The 16,830-nt window shown below is 60.0% G+C and carries 13 protein-coding genes; 8 read left to right on the top strand and 5 right to left on the bottom strand.

What is annotated here, in order from left to right:
* Positions 1 to 38: 38 nt before the first annotated feature.
* A complete protein-coding gene (locus NZK35_RS27630) occupies positions 39 to 1,364 on the bottom strand; it encodes an ATP-binding protein (RefSeq protein ID WP_259635756.1) in 1,326 nt (441 codons plus the stop codon).
* A 374-nt stretch (positions 1,365 to 1,738) separates the two neighbouring features.
* Between NZK35_RS27630 and NZK35_RS27625 the strand changes: the two genes are divergently transcribed.
* The 3 genes from NZK35_RS27625 to NZK35_RS27615 all read left to right on the top strand — a co-directional run bounded on the left by NZK35_RS27625 (position 1,739) and on the right by NZK35_RS27615 (position 6,003).
* Positions 1,739 to 2,878, top strand: a complete 1,140-nt coding sequence (locus NZK35_RS27625) for an EAL domain-containing protein (protein ID WP_259635755.1) — start codon at positions 1,739 to 1,741, stop codon at positions 2,876 to 2,878.
* Positions 2,879 to 3,093: 215 nt separating this feature from the next.
* Entirely contained in the window at positions 3,094 to 4,680 is a 1,587-nt protein-coding gene (locus NZK35_RS27620) for a hypothetical protein (RefSeq protein WP_259635754.1), read from the top strand.
* A gap of 195 nt (positions 4,681 to 4,875) precedes the next feature.
* The gene (locus tag NZK35_RS27615; protein ID WP_259635753.1) at positions 4,876 to 6,003 is read left to right on the top strand and encodes a polysaccharide biosynthesis/export family protein; all 1,128 of its coding nucleotides are present in this window, start codon (positions 4,876 to 4,878) and stop codon (positions 6,001 to 6,003) included.
* Between the two features lie 65 nt (positions 6,004 to 6,068).
* On the opposite strand, the gene NZK35_RS27610 is transcribed toward NZK35_RS27615, so the two are convergent.
* Positions 6,069 to 6,950 (bottom strand): carbon-nitrogen hydrolase family protein, encoded by an 882-nt coding sequence (locus NZK35_RS27610; RefSeq protein ID WP_259635752.1) that lies wholly within the window; start codon positions 6,948 to 6,950, stop codon positions 6,069 to 6,071.
* 53 nt (positions 6,951 to 7,003) lie between these two features.
* Here NZK35_RS27610 and sthA point away from each other — a divergent pair, with 53 nt between their 5' ends.
* The 5 genes from sthA (at position 7,004) to NZK35_RS27585 (ending at position 14,856) form a co-directional block, all read left to right on the top strand.
* The gene (gene sthA / locus NZK35_RS27605; RefSeq protein WP_259635751.1) at positions 7,004 to 8,389 is read left to right on the top strand and encodes a Si-specific NAD(P)(+) transhydrogenase; all 1,386 of its coding nucleotides are present in this window, start codon (positions 7,004 to 7,006) and stop codon (positions 8,387 to 8,389) included.
* Between the two features lie 118 nt (positions 8,390 to 8,507).
* Entirely contained in the window at positions 8,508 to 9,641 is a 1,134-nt protein-coding gene (locus tag NZK35_RS27600) for a M28 family peptidase (RefSeq protein ID WP_259635750.1), read from the top strand.
* An 11-nt stretch (positions 9,642 to 9,652) separates the two neighbouring features.
* On the top strand, positions 9,653 to 10,006 hold the full coding sequence (locus tag NZK35_RS27595) for a hypothetical protein (RefSeq protein ID WP_259635749.1): 354 nt from the start codon (positions 9,653 to 9,655) through the stop codon (positions 10,004 to 10,006).
* Positions 10,007 to 10,009: 3 nt separating this feature from the next.
* Positions 10,010 to 12,538 carry a BatA domain-containing protein gene (locus tag NZK35_RS27590; protein ID WP_259635748.1) on the top strand — a complete coding sequence of 843 codons (2,529 nt, stop codon included), beginning with the start codon at positions 10,010 to 10,012 and terminating at the stop codon, positions 12,536 to 12,538.
* Positions 12,535 to 14,856 carry a VWA domain-containing protein gene (locus NZK35_RS27585; RefSeq protein WP_259635747.1) on the top strand — a complete coding sequence of 774 codons (2,322 nt, stop codon included), beginning with the start codon at positions 12,535 to 12,537 and terminating at the stop codon, positions 14,854 to 14,856. The genes NZK35_RS27590 and NZK35_RS27585 overlap by 4 nt, the downstream gene beginning before the upstream one ends.
* A 59-nt stretch (positions 14,857 to 14,915) precedes the next feature.
* On the opposite strand, the gene NZK35_RS27580 is transcribed toward NZK35_RS27585, so the two are convergent.
* The 3 genes from NZK35_RS27580 to NZK35_RS27570 form a co-directional block, all read right to left on the bottom strand.
* Complete coding sequence (locus tag NZK35_RS27580; protein ID WP_259635746.1) at positions 14,916 to 15,653, bottom strand: hypothetical protein; 738 nt, start codon at positions 15,651 to 15,653, stop codon at positions 14,916 to 14,918.
* 326 nt (positions 15,654 to 15,979) lie between these two features.
* Entirely contained in the window at positions 15,980 to 16,321 is a 342-nt protein-coding gene (locus NZK35_RS27575) for a hypothetical protein (protein ID WP_259635745.1), read from the bottom strand.
* Positions 16,308 to 16,613 carry a carboxypeptidase-like regulatory domain-containing protein gene (locus NZK35_RS27570; RefSeq protein WP_259635744.1) on the bottom strand — a complete coding sequence of 102 codons (306 nt, stop codon included), beginning with the start codon at positions 16,611 to 16,613 and terminating at the stop codon, positions 16,308 to 16,310. The genes NZK35_RS27575 and NZK35_RS27570 overlap by 14 nt, the downstream gene beginning before the upstream one ends.
* Positions 16,614 to 16,830: the final 217 nt, after the last annotated feature.

The following is a 16,830-nucleotide window of genomic DNA, read 5'->3' as shown; positions in this document are numbered from 1 at the left end:
GCTCTGGTGGACTCAGCTCTGGTGGATTCGGGTGGCCGCTACAGGTCGCTGAAGTAGCTGCGGCAAGCGCGTTCCAGGTACTCCGGGCGGATCCCCAAGGGCAGTTGCCGGTACCGACAAAAGGCTTCGATTTGTTTCAGCAGATCGCGTGGATGGCAACGTCGGGGCTTGCGAGATTTTTTCTGATAGAACGACAGCAGGTATTCCGCCGCCTCGGGGGTCTCGGGGAATCCCATTTGCCGGGCAACCGTTTTCATCAATTGTCGATACTCATCCGGCCCCGGATCACCGACAAAGATCTTGTAGGGCACTCGACGCAAGAACGCTTCGTCGACCAGGTCACCCGGATCCAAGTTGGTCGAAAAGATCAGCATCTGTTCAAACGGGATTTGGATTTTCTTGCCCGTCGGAAGGGTCAGGAAATCACAGCGGTTTTCCAGCGGAACGATCCAGCGATTGAGCAATTCTTCTGGTTCGATGCGTTGGCGTCCGAAGTCATCGATCAACAAACAGCCGCAGTTGCTCTTCATTTGCAACGGTGCTTCACAAATGTTGCTGCGGGCGTCATGTCGGACTTCGAGGTTTTCCATCGACAGTTCGCCGCCGACCATCACCGTCGGTCGTTGGATCCGCAACCAGCGACGGTCCCATTCCTGAGCCTTCAAAATCTTTGCGGCGGTTTCGGGGACCGGTGCGGGGCAATGAAAGGCGTCGTCTTGGAGTTTGATCAGGTTGCCGTCATCCAGGATCGAGTGGGGGATCCAGATCTCCTGGCCGAGACATTGCGTCAAACAGCGGGCGATGGTGGTTTTGCCGTTGCCGGGTTCACCGAACAGGAACAGTCCGGTGTTGCTGTTGATCGCCGGCCCGATAAAGTCCAACAGGTCTTGCTGGTAGGAGATTCCCGACAGCGCTTGACGCAATTGGTCTTGGGTGACCGGCTCCAAACCGGCCGACTGGGCTTCGACGCTGAGCACGTAATCCGAGAGCGGGACGGGCGCGGGGCCGACGTAGCTGCACTGCTTCATCTGAGCGGCGGCGCGATTCTGCCCCAGTTCGGTCAATGAATAATAGTAGTCGTTAAAAGGCGCCGGACGGACGTGCGCGATCATCTTGCGGGTTCGCATCACATCGAGCAGCGGATCGACCACCTTGAAGGGCAAACCGATGAACTCCGACAAGCTGCGGCCGCTGAGCGTGCCGACGCTCAACACGGATTTCAGAATCAGCCCTTCAATAAACGAGTCGCTCAATCCGGTTTCGGAGAGCGATTGGGTCTCGGCAGGCCAAAATGTATCGTCAGTCAGAAGGCTGCCGAGCAAGCCCGCATCAACGGCATGGGTTTCGTGGATCGCGGCGTTCATACCGAATGAATGGATTGGGAGTGGGGTGGGTGTCGCAGGACGTCGTCGGGAAGATCGGATCCTGGGGACGCGTGACAGGTGGCGCAATCGCCGACGGGGCGATCACGGCAGGTTCTGTCAACGCGATTGGATGAAAACTAGCTCACCAATAGCCGGCGTCACGGCGATTGCGTCCAGGGAAACGCTTCCCTGGCAGGTTTTCCTCCCCGCCCCCGCTGGCGCAACAAATCCCTCCGCAGAATCCTTCCCCCCAAAGAATTCCGCAATCGGTTGATGGGGGGGCCAATTCACGACCTACAGTTTCCCTGACACCGATTCACTCGGGGGGATTTGAGTCCATCGCCGGACCTGTCCCTCCCGAACCTCTCAATCTGATGCCCCCATCCGCTCGTTACCCAATGACCTCGCTCGACACTTCCGCACTCGATCGACTCTGCCACAGCACGGTGGTTGGGAGTGACGTTTGGTTTTTGTCTGGGGCCCTCGAGCCGCGAGACAATCTGCGTCACTTGCCGATCGACGAGCCCGAATTCACGATCGGCAGAAAACCCGGATCCTCGCTGAAACTGAATTTCAAAACCGTCAGTGGACGACATGCGATCCTATCGGCCAAAGACGGAAAATTGCTGCTGACCGACCTGGGCAGCACCAACGGCACCTACGTCAACGGCGAACGAATCCAGGGGCAAGTCAGTGTCGATGAAGAAGACTTGATCCATTTTGCCGAAGCACCCTTCCGAGTCCTTCGACAATCGCCCACCGGGCAGTCTGCCGGAACGATCGCCCGCAACGTCTGCGACGAAGCGTTGGCGCTGGTGCAATTCGATCGAATGATGAGTGAAAAACTCGTGCGACCGCACTTCCAGGTGATCGTCGACGTCGACAGCGAAAGCGTCGTCGGGCACGAAATTCTGGGACGCGGCAGCGTGTTCGGGCTCGAATCGGTCGCCGCCATGTTTCACGCCGCCAGCCAATTGAATCTGGAAGTCGAACTCAGTGAACTGTTGCGTTGGGAAGGCGTTCGCGTCGGACGAGACCTGCCCGCGCGGCCGAACTTGTTCGTCAACACGCACCCCAAGGAAATGGAGGATGCCGACAAGCTGATCGAATCGCTGGTCCAAGTTCGTCAGATGTCCGGCAATACCGACCTCGTGCTCGAAATCCACGAAGCCAGTGTCACCAATCGCAAGGTCATGCGAGAGTTGTCCGCCGCGGTCAAAGACCTGGAAATCGAATTGGCCTTCGACGACTTCGGTTCCGGACAAGCGCGGCTGGCGGAGTTGATCGAAGCACGCCCCGACTACGTGAAATTCGATATCTCGCTGATTCACGCCATCGATCACGCCGATGAGCCACGGCACCGCATGCTCCAAACGCTTGTCCGAATGGTCCGCGATCTGGAAATCAAGGCGCTGGCCGAGGGCATCGAGACGTCCACCGAAGCGGAAGCCTGTCAAAGGCTCGGCTTCGACCTGGCCCAGGGCTATTTCTACGGTCGCCCCGCACCGCTGTAGTGCAACCAGCTATTGCTGTCATTTCTCATCTTTGGCGAACTTATGCCGGTTGTAGCAGATCAACCGTCCAGAACCGCCAACGACAGGTGCCGATCGCCGAAATGACAGGGATCATCGTTGCAACCTGTCCGATCATCACCACGGTGATCACTCTCTCAACAGGGTGAGCACGTTTGAGTTGACGCCCGACCGGACGGCACGGACACGGAAGACCAATGAACCGAACACAGCGGAAACGGATGACGCTTCGCAATCGACCACGCGTTGTGCTGATCGGCATCGTGCTCTCTGGAGCCGCTTCGACGGTGCACGCCGGAACGCGTGAGAATCCGTATTGCGCCGCCCCGTCGATTGCCGGCCCATCCATCACCGCCGGCCCATCCATCACCGCCGGCCCATCCATCACCGCCGGCCCGACGAACCGTCCCACCACAACGGTCCCCCTGCCGGATCCGCCCGCTGAGGTCGAACACGCGGGGATCGGGCGAGACGACGTTGCCTTGGTGGCCCCAGCCACCGTCACGGTGCCCCGTCGTTTACCGCCGGTGCGATCACGCTCGATTCAATCGCCGCAGGAATCGAAGCCGGCTGCCCTGCCATCGGCACCGCCGCAGATGGCCGCTGAAGAGGTGGTTTCGTCGCCTTGGTTGCAGTCGATCACGGCCGATTCGTGCTTAACGCGAGCCAGCCGACATCTGGACGATGCGTACCGCGAATATTCCGTCGGGGCGTGGTCATCGGCCGAAGCGTCGGCTTGGAAAGCGCTGGAACTCACCGCGACGGGAATCGACGTCGCCGATCGACAGACCGCATCGTTGCAGCGTCCCGCGACCGCTGCCAAGGAGGTTCGCATCGCTCGCACCGCGATTCGCGAGGCGAGGGATTTCGTTGCATCCGGGGCGGCGGTCGATGACGAATTGATCGCCGCGATCGCCGCGTCGCACCAAACACCCGCGCTGGCCGGTGCCGGGTCGGTCGGTCTGACGCCGACTCAGTCTGCCGACCGCTATCTGGATTATGCACGCGTGAAACTGGCACCGCTTGCCGCCCGTCACGTGCAAGCCGCCCAGGCAATGGACCTGATTGCGGCGATCCAGCTCGGCCGCAATGAAACCAAATGGTTGCCCGAAGAAACATCGCTTTGTCTCCGTCGTGCAGCACTCCAGGGCCAACCGTCCAACGCCAGTCTGGCGGCGCGTTTGGGCATGCAGTTGGCCGACATGGGGCTTGATGCAGAAGCACAATGGACACTTCGACACGCAATGTCGCTTTCACCCACACGAGAAATCGCAACAGCTTTAGACCGCGTGACGGCGCGACAGCCCCATTCGGTCGACGACGACTCCTTTGACCGACGTGTGGTCCAAGCTGCGACGCCCGCTGCCGCACAGACGCGTTTTCCGAAAGTGATTGAACTTTCACCGACCCAGTTCGCGTCGATCTCACCGGCGGTCAACACGCTGACATCACCTGCGACGGTGGCCCGCCCCGCGTCCCGCGATGACGGCCAGCGTCCGACATCGTCGGGCGAACCGAACGCAATGGTCACGACACAGCCGGAGAAAAAAACGTCTCGATTCATCCCCGCCTCACTGGCCGGGTTTCGGTTGCCGAAACTGACTTCGAAACCGCAACCGAACGAAGCATCAACGTATGATCCCGATGTGATCGAAGCCAGGGTGGATGAACGCTATCGCGCTGACGAGTTCGAGGTTTACGATGCGTCGGCGACCGGCCCCGCGCCGGAGCAGCAAGGATCAGCGATCAAACGATTCTTCGGCAAGTTCCCAACCTTGTGGTAGCGGCGTGTCGCTCGTTGTTCATCCGCGTTCATCCGCAAGCGTTTCATTCGATCACTCCCAACGTCATTCGAGTCCGTGAGATTTGGCATGCAGTCTCCATCATCCATTCGCCTGAATCTCGTATCAACGCTGACCGCGACCGTCGTAGTCGCCGTGTGCCTGTGCACTTGCCAGGAGGGGTCCGCCCAGACGTCGATGACAGCGGCACCCCAGCTGTCGGTTACCGGCGCAGGCAAAGCCAGCGAAACCGATTGTGGCTGTCGAAACGTCCCCGGTGGATATCCGTGCCGGGGCGGCTGCGCCAAATGCATGATGGCGGTCGACTGTCAGGACCATTGCGGGGCCGAAGGACGTTGGCGAGACATGTCGCCGATGCCGTTTGATGCCTACGGACCGGGGGGCTATGCCGGTCCATCACGTTACGCGCATCTGGGCGAATATCGTCTGCGTCCAGGCGACGAACTGCAAGTGATTTATTTGATCACCCGACGCCAAGAACAGGGCGACTATCGGTTGGCTCCCGGTGACGAAGTTTTGATCGAGTCGGTGGCCGATGCGGATCTGCAGCGAGGAACACTCGAACGCGGTTTGGAAATTCAGCCCGATGGAACGATCACGGTACGTTTGTTGGGGCAAGTCCATGCCGCTGGCCTTTCGATCAGTCAGCTGCGAGAGGTGCTGGAACAGAAATACAAGAAACTCTACGACGAGCCTTCGATCGATGTCACGCCCGTTCGCACCAACCGATTGGCCGATGACATTCGAAACGCCGTCGGTGGACAGAGTGGATTGCAGCAACAAGCACTCGCGGTCACCGTGATGCCCGATGGAAAGATTCGTCTGCCAGGCATCGGCGGACTGTGTGTTCAGGGTTTCTCGCTTCCCGAGTTGAAGAAAGAGATCAACCTGCGTTATCGCGAACTGGTCGTCGGATTGGAAGCCGAACCGATCTTGACGCAGCAGGCCAGTCATTTCGTGTACGTGCTCGGCGAAGTCGCGACACCCAATCGCATTCAATTGGAAGGCCCAACGACGGTGCTCGGCGCGATCGCCCAAGCCGGCGGCCACTTGCCCGGTGGGAACATGCGTCAAGTCGTCGTGCTGCGACGGGCCGAAGATTGGCGATTGATTTCGACGATGCTGGATCTGCAAGGAGCGGTCTTTGGAAAGCGACCGACACCGGCGGACGAAATCTGGTTGCGTGACAACGACGTGGTGATCGTGCCCCAGCGTCCCATCGTCCGCCTGGACAATTGGATCGAACAGATCTTTACCCGCGGCGTGTATGCGGCGATCCCACCGTTGAACATCGAAGTGCGATAACGTCTTCAGTAACCCTCCCTGGCAGGGAGGGTCGAACAACGTGTTGATGAGAATGCCACGTGATGTTACTTGTCCGGGGTTTCGACGATCCTCCCGTAGAATTCCGGGCGACGGTCGGCAAATCGGTCGATGACATGCGCACCGGGGGTGCGCTCGATCGATTTGTTGCGGGCGATCGCTAAATCGGCTTCGGCAAATAGGATCGTTTCTTGGTCATCGTCGCTCCTTGCCAGCACCACGCCATCGGGGCCGCAAATCGAACTTCGCCCACAGAACGCGAATCCGTTCTCGTTGCCGACGCGGTTCGCCGCGACGAAATACAGGTGGTTTTCCATGCTTCGCGCCGGCGGGACGATCATCGACGTGTGGAGACCTTCCTTGGGCCAGTTGGTTCCCAACGCGATCACGTCGGCCCCGGAAAGCCCCAGCACGCGCATCGGCTCCGGGAACGAAGCGTCGTAGCAAATCGCCAATCCGATGCTGGCTTCACCCGATCGGGCGGTCTCAACTGGATAGGACTGATACGCTTGTTCGCCGCGGTCGACGAAGCGATCCACCCCCAAACCCGGCAAATGGATTTTGCGGTAGCAACCGATCATGCCGTCGGGCCCCAGCAGCGCGGCGGAGTTGTAGAGTCGCTCTCCAGATCGCTCCAAAAAACCGATCGTGACCAGTTGATTCCAATCAGTCGCCGCTTCGACCAAACTGGTAAAGATTGGACTTTCCGTTTCCAGTGCCGCCTCGCGGGCCTGCTCGCGCGAGTCAAACGTGTATCCGGTGAGCATGCACTCGGGAAAAACGACTAATTCTGCGGCGGCGGGGCCTGCCGCGTGGGGCGCCGAATCGGACGGGCCATGAGCCGCTTTTTGCATCCACGCCAGGACTCTCGCTAAATTGGCCTCAGGCTGAGCAAAACTCACATCGGATTGGACACAAGCGATCAACATCGTAAAACAAGCGGAGTAAGAACTGAGAACTCGAACGAAAAAAGCGGACGCAAATGGCTGACAACGACTTTGATTTTGACCTGTTTGTCATCGGGACCGGCCCCGGTGGGGAAGGGGCCGCGATGCAGGCACGCAAGGGCGGGCTGCGCGTCGGCATCGCCGAACGATACCGACAGATCGGCGGCGGGTGCACGCACTGGGGGACGATCCCCAGCAAAGCCTTACGGTACACGATCACCAACACGATGAACGTGTTGAAAAACCCAATCTTCCGCGAACTCGGGATTCACACCACCCCGACGATGGAGCAACTCCGTCGCGGCACCGCCGAGATCATCGCCAAACAGGTAACGATGCGGCAGTCGTTTTACGACCGCAACAGCGTCCCCATTTATTTCGGCCATGCACGGTTTGTCGATGACCACACCGTTGAGATCGAAAACGGTGAAACCATTCGCAGCAAGGCGTTCGTGATTTCCACCGGAACACGCCCCTATCGGCCGCCGGAAGTCGATTTCAACCATCCGCGAATCTTTGACAGCGATACGATTCTGGATCTCCCTGAAAAACCGGGTTCCATCACGATCTATGGCGCCGGCGTGATCGGCACCGAATATGCCTCGATGTTTCGAAACATCGGCGTCAAGATCAATCTGGTCAACACACGCGGTAAGCTGCTGGAGTTCTTGGACGATGAAATCGTCGACGCATTGTCGTATCACCTGCGTGACCAGGGCGTCGTGATACGTCACAACGAAACGTTTGATCGTATCGAAGGCCAAGACGACGGCGTCGTCTTGCACTTGCAAAGCGGCAAACAGATCAAAACCGACGTCTTGCTGTGGGCCAACGGACGTACCGGGAACACCGACGATCTGGGGCTGGAGGCGATCGGTTTGGTGCCCAACAAGCGTGGGCAACTGGATGTCGACGAACAATTCCAAACGGCCAAAGAACACATCTACGCCGTCGGGGACGTGATCGGCTATCCCTCGCTGGCCAGTGCCGCCTACACCCAAGGCCGGGCGGCCGGGATGCACGTCCTGGGACGCAAAGACGGCAACCTCCGCGTCAAGGATCTGCCCACCGGAATCTATACCAGTCCCGAAATCAGCTCGGTCGGCCAAACGGAACGGGAATTGACCGAAAATCGTATTCCCTACGAAGTCGGCCAGAGCCAGTTCAAGAGTCTGGCGCGGGCTCAAATCATGGGCACCACGGTCGGGATGCTCAAGATTTTGTTCCATCGCGAAACCTTGAAGATCCTGGGGGTGCATTGTTTCGGGGCCAACGCGTCGGAGATCGTTCACATCGGGCAGGCGGTGATGGATTCCGAAGACCTGACGTTGGAATACTTTGTCGAAACAACCTTCAATTATCCGACGATGGCCGAAGCCTACCGCGTCGCGGCGCTGAATGGGTACAACCGGCTGTTTTGATGATCGCCGTGCCGGCATCAACTCCTAGCCCGAGGGCGGCATGAACGCGTACAATGAAGCTGCCGGTATGTCTGTGGTGCCACCGGCGAACCGAATGACGTCTTCAAATGGACTTCGAATGACCCCAACATCCGATGCTGCGATGACGTCTTCGCCGCGTGCGCGATCCCGCCAGCCGATGCCTCAGAGCGAGGATCCCAGCCCGGCGGAGTCGTCCGGGCCGGCCGCCAGATCACGCTCCGCCATCGCTTGGCTGTTGATCGGTCTGTTACTCGGGGCCGGATCGTGGTTGATCATCGTCTCCACCGGTGCGTTCCAACGGGGAGTGGTCGCGGTGGAGAGCCCGACGCGAAATCCGATTCCCGATCGCTATGATGCCGAGCGGGCGATGTCGTACTTGAAACAATTGTGCGATCTGGGACCGCGACCCTCGGGCAGCGCCGCGATGGTGCGTCAACAACGTCTGTTGGAAGCGTTCTTCAGCGAGCGTGGCGGCGCGGTGACCCGGCAGGCCTTTGAAACACGCGACCCCCGCGACGGTTCGCCGTTGACGATGGTCAATCTGATCGCGTCCTGGCATCCCGAGCGCCCGAAGCGTTTTTTGTTTTGCGCCCACTATGACACCCGCCCCTACCCGGATCGCGATCCGAACAATCCACGAGGCGTGTTTGTCGGTGCCAACGACGGCGCCAGCGGCACCGCCGGATTGATGGAATTGGCCAATCAGCTGCATGACCTGCCCAGCGACATCGGCGTCGACTTGGTCCTGTTTGACGGCGAAGAATTCATTTGGCAACGCGATGGCGGTCGTTATTTTCTAGGATCGACTTACTTCGCCGAACAATACCGAAACAATCCTCCCACGGTGCCCTACGCCGCCGGGGTCTTGTTTGACATGATCGGGGACAAGGAGCTGAAGCTTTATTATGAAGTCAACAGCATCCGATTCGCCAAAACGGTGGCGCGATCGTTTTGGAAGAAGGCGGATCAGCTCGGTGTCCAAGCCTTTGTCATGCGGACGCGGCATGAATTGCGAGACGACCATCTGCCGCTCAACCAGATCGCCAAGATCCCCACGATTGATGTGATCGATTTCGACTATCCGCGGCCGGGAATCGGGGCGCCGTCGTACTGGCACACCGAACAAGACGTGCCCGAAAACTGCAGCGGCGAGTCGATCGCGGCGGTCGTTTGGGTCGCACACCAGTGGCTCGTCTCGTTGAGTTCCACCGCAACCGATCCGACTCGATAGGAGTGTCTGCGATGTTTCCCGGAGGGTTGTTGCTGGGCGTCACGCTGTTGTTTTTCGCGTGCTGGTTGCAGTGGACCGAACACCGCGGTTGGCCCCACGACACCTTCGACGGCGATGAAGACGTCGAATACCGTCGCCGCCGCAAAAAATCTCGTCTGCGCGTCAACGTGCTGATCGGAATCTGTGGGTTACTGATCCTGGCGGCGACGTTTGCCGACGTGGGGGTTGTCTTTGTGGCGGCTTGGTCGATCGTGTCGTTGATCCTGATGGTGATCGTGATCCTTGCCGGACTGGATGCCTTTCGCACCCACCGTCATCACCAAGACAAGGTTCGGCGGATGCGGAAACGGGCACTGGAAGAGTAATCTGTGACGTTCGTTAACACCGCCCTGTTGTTCGCACTGGCCGCGGTCGGGATTCCGATCGCGTTGCATCTGATCGCGCGAAAAGAACCCAAGCAGGTGATGTTTCCGTCGGTCCGCTTGCTGACCCAACGGTTCGAGACCAACCGCAGCAAGGTCCGGGTGCGACGATGGTGGTTGCTGGCGCTTCGTATCGCGGCCTTCGCCGTGGTCGCGTTGGCTCTGGCCCGCCCGGTGATCGCCGGTGCGCTCTCGCTGACCTGGTCGACGATCGGAATCCTGTCGATCGCTGGGATCGCACTGTTGGCGATGGCATCGATTGCGGCCGGCAAACCGAATCAAAAAACGCTGGTTCGGTCGTTGCTCGCTGCGGCAGCCCTGGCGTTGATCGTTGCCCTGGGGTGGGGCGGGTACACGTTGGCCAGCGGCACCAAGCCGGAGATCGATGACGCGTCGCCGGTCGCCCTGGCCGTCGTCGTCGACAATGCCCCGCTGGCGGCCTGGCGAACGGGTGATGAAACACAACTCAATCGTCTCCGTGCGGCCGCCAAGCAGTTGATCCTGGCCGCCAACCGGGAAAGCCGGTTCGCCGTGATCGATCGGTCCAGCGCCCCCGCCGCGTTTTCACTCGACGTGACCGGGGCGCTCTCCAAAACCGATGCCCTGCGTGCACTGGAAGTGGTGCAACCGCTGGAATCGCGGGTCGAAGCGGCGGCCCGATTGCTTCAGACGTCCGAGATTCCGTCGCGACAAGTGGTGATCTTGAGCGGATTGACCGAGTCGAGTTTCGCCAATGAGCTCTCGGGTCAGTCGCTGGCCGCGCTGCTGGAATCGTCCGGCGTCGCTGTGACGGTTTGGGACATGGGCGGTCCCGTCGGCACCAATCGCTCCGTCTCGTCGCCAACCCTTTCCGATGTGTCGCCGGCTCCGGAAACCTCAATCACCGTCGCGGCGGTCCTGTCACTTGAAGCCGTCGCAACTCCAGCTGACGAGGCGGTCGACTCGGAGACGAATCGAGACGGCGCGCCCGGCGAGACGAGCGAAACGCCGCCGGGTTCTCTCAGCGTCACCGCCGAATGCGTCTTGTTTCCCAGCAGCGCCGCCCTGCCCGTGGTCCGCGACGGCGACATCGTTCGCCCCCAGGCCAAGCCGGTGGACCGCCTGAGTGTAACGATGCAACCCGGCCGCGATGTCGAGCTGCAGATGACCTTGCCGCCGTTGCCGGTCGGGTTGCACCACGGTGCGATCCGATTGGTCGGTGCCGACGCGTTGGCGATCGATGACGCGAGTTACTTTAGCGTGGCGGTGTTGCCGCCGAGTCGATTGTTGTTGGTCAGCGACCAACCCGAAGAAGCCGAAGAAATTGCCTGGGCCGTCTCGGCGCCGGCGCCGATCGATGACCCTGCATCCCAGTACGCGATCGAACGCATCGGCTACGATGACATTGCTGCCTCGCGGATGACCGACTTTGACGGGGTCATCCTGCTCGACCCGCCCGCAAGCGCGCTCGGCGAGCCCGAGCTGATTCGGTATCGTGAACAGGGCGGTTCGGTGTGGGTCGCCGCAGGCGATCGGCTGGGCGAAGAAAACGTCGCGGTCGAAGGTTGGCCGGTGTTTCGGCGACGTTGGCGCGTCCCCGAACCGGGAACGTTCCTGGAAATCTCTGCCGCATCCCATCCCGCCCTCGTCACGCTGGCCAACACGCCCGGCGGTGTCCCCTTTCAAGATTTTCGAATCCACCAGTATTGGCAACTCGCCTCCTCGGACAACGCCCAGGTGTTGATGCGATACGCCGGCACGGATCATGCCGCGGTCGTCGAATGGCGTTTGAAATCCGCCGCCGAGGGTTCGACAACCGAGAACGCATCGGGCTCCGGGCGGATTTTGTTGATGACCACACCGATCCCAGCCATCACGCCTCCCTCTTCGGCCTGGAACGAACTGTTTCAAGCCGACGAGTACTGGCCGGCGTTTTCGTTGGTTCGCGATCTCACGCGTTATGTGACCGGCCGCAGCGCCGAAAGCTGGATGACCCGCGTCGGTGCGCCGGTTTCAATTCCGATTCGTCAACAAGTCGCGGCCGAAGTCGACGGCAATCCACGACGGTTGCAATGGTTTCCTCCGGTCGGAGCGACTCCGATTCCGATCAATGTCCCGCAGGGCGACGACGCGGGCGGCGTTGGGACGCTGCGAATCGTGGTCGGGCAACCCAAACACAGTGGCGTGCATTGGATTCGTGGCGATGAAATCGGGCTCGGCTTCACGACCAATTTGCCTCGCGAGCAACTGGCGACCACGCGGATCGATGCGGCCAGATTGGAACGCCTGTTCGGTCCCGACCGTCTGCGGCGAATCGATTCGCTCGATGAAATGGAGTGGACCTCCAGCGATGACGCTCGGGTCGTCTCGCTGTGGTCGCCGATCATGCTGTTGGCGCTGTTTGTTTTCATGTTGGAACAAGTGTTGGGCAACCGGTTTTACCGTCGCTCGCCGGCGGCAAAGTCCGGCTCGACGAGGCGGAGATCGGCGGCATGACACGATTCACCCTGGAACCGCTGTATGGATCGATCTGGGTTGCCCTGGCGGCAATGATCGCCATCGCGGCGGTCATCACTCTCGTTGCACCGCCGACGGACGATCCCAGCAAACGCAAGTGGTTGATCTTGCTGCGATCCTTGGCCGCGATCGTGCTGTTGATCGCCGCGATGCGCCCGACGGTGGTACGAACCGACAATCGCCCCGCAGCGGCGACGCTGGTCGTGGCGGTCGATACCTCACGCAGCATGTCGCTGCCCGATGGTGACGGGGCGGATCGATGGACCAGCCAGCAAACGGCGCTCCGACGCTTGTTGTCGGAAGTCGGCACGCTGGATGAAATGTTGGAAGTGCAGCTGCTCCGCTATGATTCCCGATCCGAATCGATTGCCCAGGCCAGACAACGTGATGCGATCGCGCGGCTGGCCGATGCCGTGGACTCCATGAAACCGGCCGGCGATGAAACGAACCTGGGGTTGGCGATGCAGGGCGCCATCGATGCGGCCGCCGGCAAACCGATGGCGGGCGTCGTGTTGTTCGGTGACGGAACGCAAACCGCAGTTACGGATTCCGAAAGCCAGACGGCGGACGAAAGTACCGCCGCCCGGCGCGGCGCCGAAGTGCTCGATGCGTTGGCGGTTCCGCTGTGGACGGTCCCGATCGGGCCGCCCAGCACCGACGCGTCGGCTCGTGACGTCGCGCTGTCCAATTTGCCGGACAGTTTTCAATTGTTCGCCGGCAATCAATTCGATGTCTCCGTGACGGTCGAGGCCAGTGGGTTGGCGAATCGACAAATCCCCGTGACGGTGTCGTGGATCGATGCCGATGGAACCAAGACCGAAGCGCGGTCACGTCAGATCGATCCCCGCGGCGCGCGTGAATCGGTCGCGCTGACCATCCCGATGACGGCTCCCGCGCCAGGGCTGTATCGCTTGCAAGTGGAGGCGGCCGCACAAGACGGCGAATGGGTGACCAGCAACAACGCTCAAACGGCATTTGTCGACGTCCGTGAAGGCGGCGGTCGTATTTTGATCTTAGAAGGTCCCGGGCGGCCGGAGCAAACGTTCTTGCGGCGGTCCCTGCGACGCTTCCCCGATCTGGAACTGGATTACGCTCCGATTCGCGGTGACCGGACCTGGCCGGTTTCGTTGGATGCCGTCTTGAAACCGGGACGCTACGACATCTTCATCATCGGCGATTTGGATTCCAGTGCCTTGGGCGATGCACAGCTGAAACAGCTTGCCGAGCGCGTCAGCCAGGGTGCCGGACTGATCACCCTCGGCGGGCTACAAACCTATGGCACCGGCGGCTACGCTGACGGAGCATTGGCCGACGTGCTGCCGATCAAAATGGATCCGTCACGACGTCGGCAACCGACACGCGGTGTGATGAGCGCGGCGGAGCGGGCGGCGCGATCAACCGCGCAAGTTCCAGGACCAATCAAAATCGAAGTCGCCCGGCGCCACCCCATTGTTGATCTGGGCGGACGAGACCCTGCGTCGGTTTGGAAGTCGTTGCCCGATCTGTCCGGCGCCAACCGACTGGTCGGCGCGAAGGCCGCCGCCGGGGTGCAAACGCTGCTGGCGACCGACAAGCAACAACCGCTGTTGGTGATCGGCGGTTACGGCAAGGGCCGCGTGGCGTCGTTGGCGATCGATGAAACCTATCGCTGGTGGCGGGCGGGGAAAGCAGAAGCCCATCAACGGTTCTGGCGACAGTTGATGTTGTGGCTGATGTCGCGCGAAGAATCCAGCGGCGATCGCCTGATCGCGGAGCTGGACCTGCGGCGATTCGAATCCGACCGCGGACCGGAGTTTCGTGCCAGGTTGATGCGTGTCGGTGAGACCGCGACCGATGTGACGCTTTCCGCAGTGGTGGTCGACGATCAAGGCAACGAAACGTCACTGGATGTGACCGCAACGGCCAGCGGCGAAGCGAGGATCAGCGGGACGATTCCCAAATTGGAACCGGGCTTTTACAAGCTGGTCGTTCGGGCCAGTGACGAATCGATCGAACCCGACGAAGTCGCGTTTCAAGTGACCGAAACCAGTCGTGAACTGGCGCGACCGATGGCCGATCCGGTGTACATGAAACAATTGGCCGACCTGACGTCCGACCACGGCGGTGCCTCGTTCGATCCGCAACAGATCGATGCGTTGATCGATGCGATTGCCCAAAAACGCCGCAGTGCCGAAACGCCGGTGATCGAAAAGAATCGCTTGGGCGATGGACCCGCGAGCGGCTGGCTGGTGTTCACCCTGTTCGCCGGGATGTTGTCGGCGGAGTGGTTTTTAAGAAGGCGTTGGGGAATGGTCTAGCGCTGCGGATCACTAACCTCTTTTGGGTTCCGGCAACGCAAGCTGGAAGCTTACGCCACTCACAGTCGTTTCGTCGCAGTCATGCGTTTGCCGGTGCCGCGGAATTGAATTCGGATCGGGGCGGTCAGGTTGTAGTGGTCCGGGCCAAGTAACGTGGCCACGGTCGCGTTGATCACCGGGTTGATGGTGCTGGAATTGAAATCCCAGTTGTCGTCGCCGGCACCGATCTCCGCTTCCACGCGGCGTTCAGCCGAGGTCACCACGAAGACGGTGTTGCGTTTCAAGGCAAAGCTGACGGTGCCGTGAATGTAGGCGGCGTCACCGGCCGAAATGCTACCCGGCGTGATGCCGTAGTCACCCCATCCGTACAGGTTGGTCGAGATGAATCGATCCCTGTTTCGCACGGTTCCCCGAGCAATCAAGTGCCCCAGCTGGTGCCGGCCGGACGGCAATCGATCAATCGCGCCGATGGCTGCCAACACGGCATCGGCACCGCGTTCGACCACTTGGGGCATGTAACGGGTGTCCCCCATCATCACGCCGTTGTCCAAGAAATGGTTAACCAGCGGGAAATCGAGTGCGGTGATGTTCTCGCCGTAGCCGCTGTTCATCACCGCGGCCTGCGACATTTCGATCACCACATTGCCGAAATCGGGAACGTGGTCGTGGTCGTAACCCGGTTGATAAGGGCTGACGGGTTGGCCGTATTCGGCAAAGTTATTGATTTCGGCGTACTGAAGATCCGAAAAGTTGGTGCAGCGCCACACTTGGTTTGCACTGTCATAGGACCAGCTCACGTTGAATTCCCCGTTTAGAATGCCATCGACTGCGTGATCTTTGGTTTTCGTCGCATCCAGGGATTCGTTGCTGATTCTTTTCAGATTTTCTCACAAGCGATTTTGCGTCTCGCCCGATCCGGCCGGGTTAACTGTACATGGGGGCAAAACGTTGGGGGCAGGTCAACAAAGGGTCAGGTCGCTTTGTTGCGTCGGGAAACTAGTGCTTTGTCAATTCTAAGTTTTAGCGTCAGCAAGAAAGTAGCGTGAGCTTCCAGCTTGCGTTTCACGAGTGAAACGAGACGGCAAGCTAGAAGCTTACCCCACTTCTTAAGCCTGACAACGCACTAGAATCCGACGTGCAATTCGCTGCCTTCGGGGATGACGATCGACTTGCTTGTGATCGTGTTGACGCGGTAACCTCCGGTGCGTTCCATCGGAACGGGTTTTTCGCTCAGCCCAATCACGTAGTGCCCCGATGGCAAATGATCGAACGTCACTTCTTGGTCGTCTGCGGCAAGCGTTTTCGATTCGCTGCTGTACGCCAGATTCACTGCGTTCGGGCCTCGCGAGTAGTCCTCGGCGGAGAGTGAGACGCTGTGAGCGGAAGGATACTTTTTGAAGTCGATCGCAATGTGAACGACGGACGGCTTCTCGGCCTTTAGCGTCAACTGTTTAAGCTTTCCCAATCACCCGGAGCGGTCGTCCGATCGGTAATCCGTCGAAGGAGTAGTTTCCTTTCGAGTCGGTCGCGGTTTTCCCGTAGCCGGGCGACATGCTGATGTCAGCGGGCGAGACGGAGACCTTGGCGTCGGCGAGGGGCACTCCGTCTTCATCGCGAACGGTGCCGACGAGGCTACCCCCGCGTTTCAATTCGAATCGCATCGGCAACACCGACCCGAGTTTCTGCTCGGACGTCTTTTTGAATTCCGTTGCAAAGCCGTCTGCCTGAATGACAAAGTACCAATCGTCCGCTCCCAAGTTCCGAATCCTCGCCGTGCCGTCATCGCCCGTTTGATAGTCTCGCGAGATGTCGGTCCAGCCGAACGAGATCCGTGCTCCGACGATCGGTTGTCCGGTATCCGCCGAAACAACGGAGACGTCATAGCCACAACCGTCATGAAGATTGACCGGCCTTGTCGGTCCGCGTTTGAAGCGGGTGCGTCGGCAGAGTCAACCGGGCATGAGTGTTGGTGTG

Source organism: Stieleria sedimenti (assembly GCF_025060895.1).
Lineage (GTDB): Bacteria > Planctomycetota > Planctomycetia > Pirellulales > Pirellulaceae > Stieleria > Stieleria sedimenti.
Note: the sequence above shows the minus strand (reverse complement) of the source record. Positions and strands in the feature narration are given on the sequence as shown.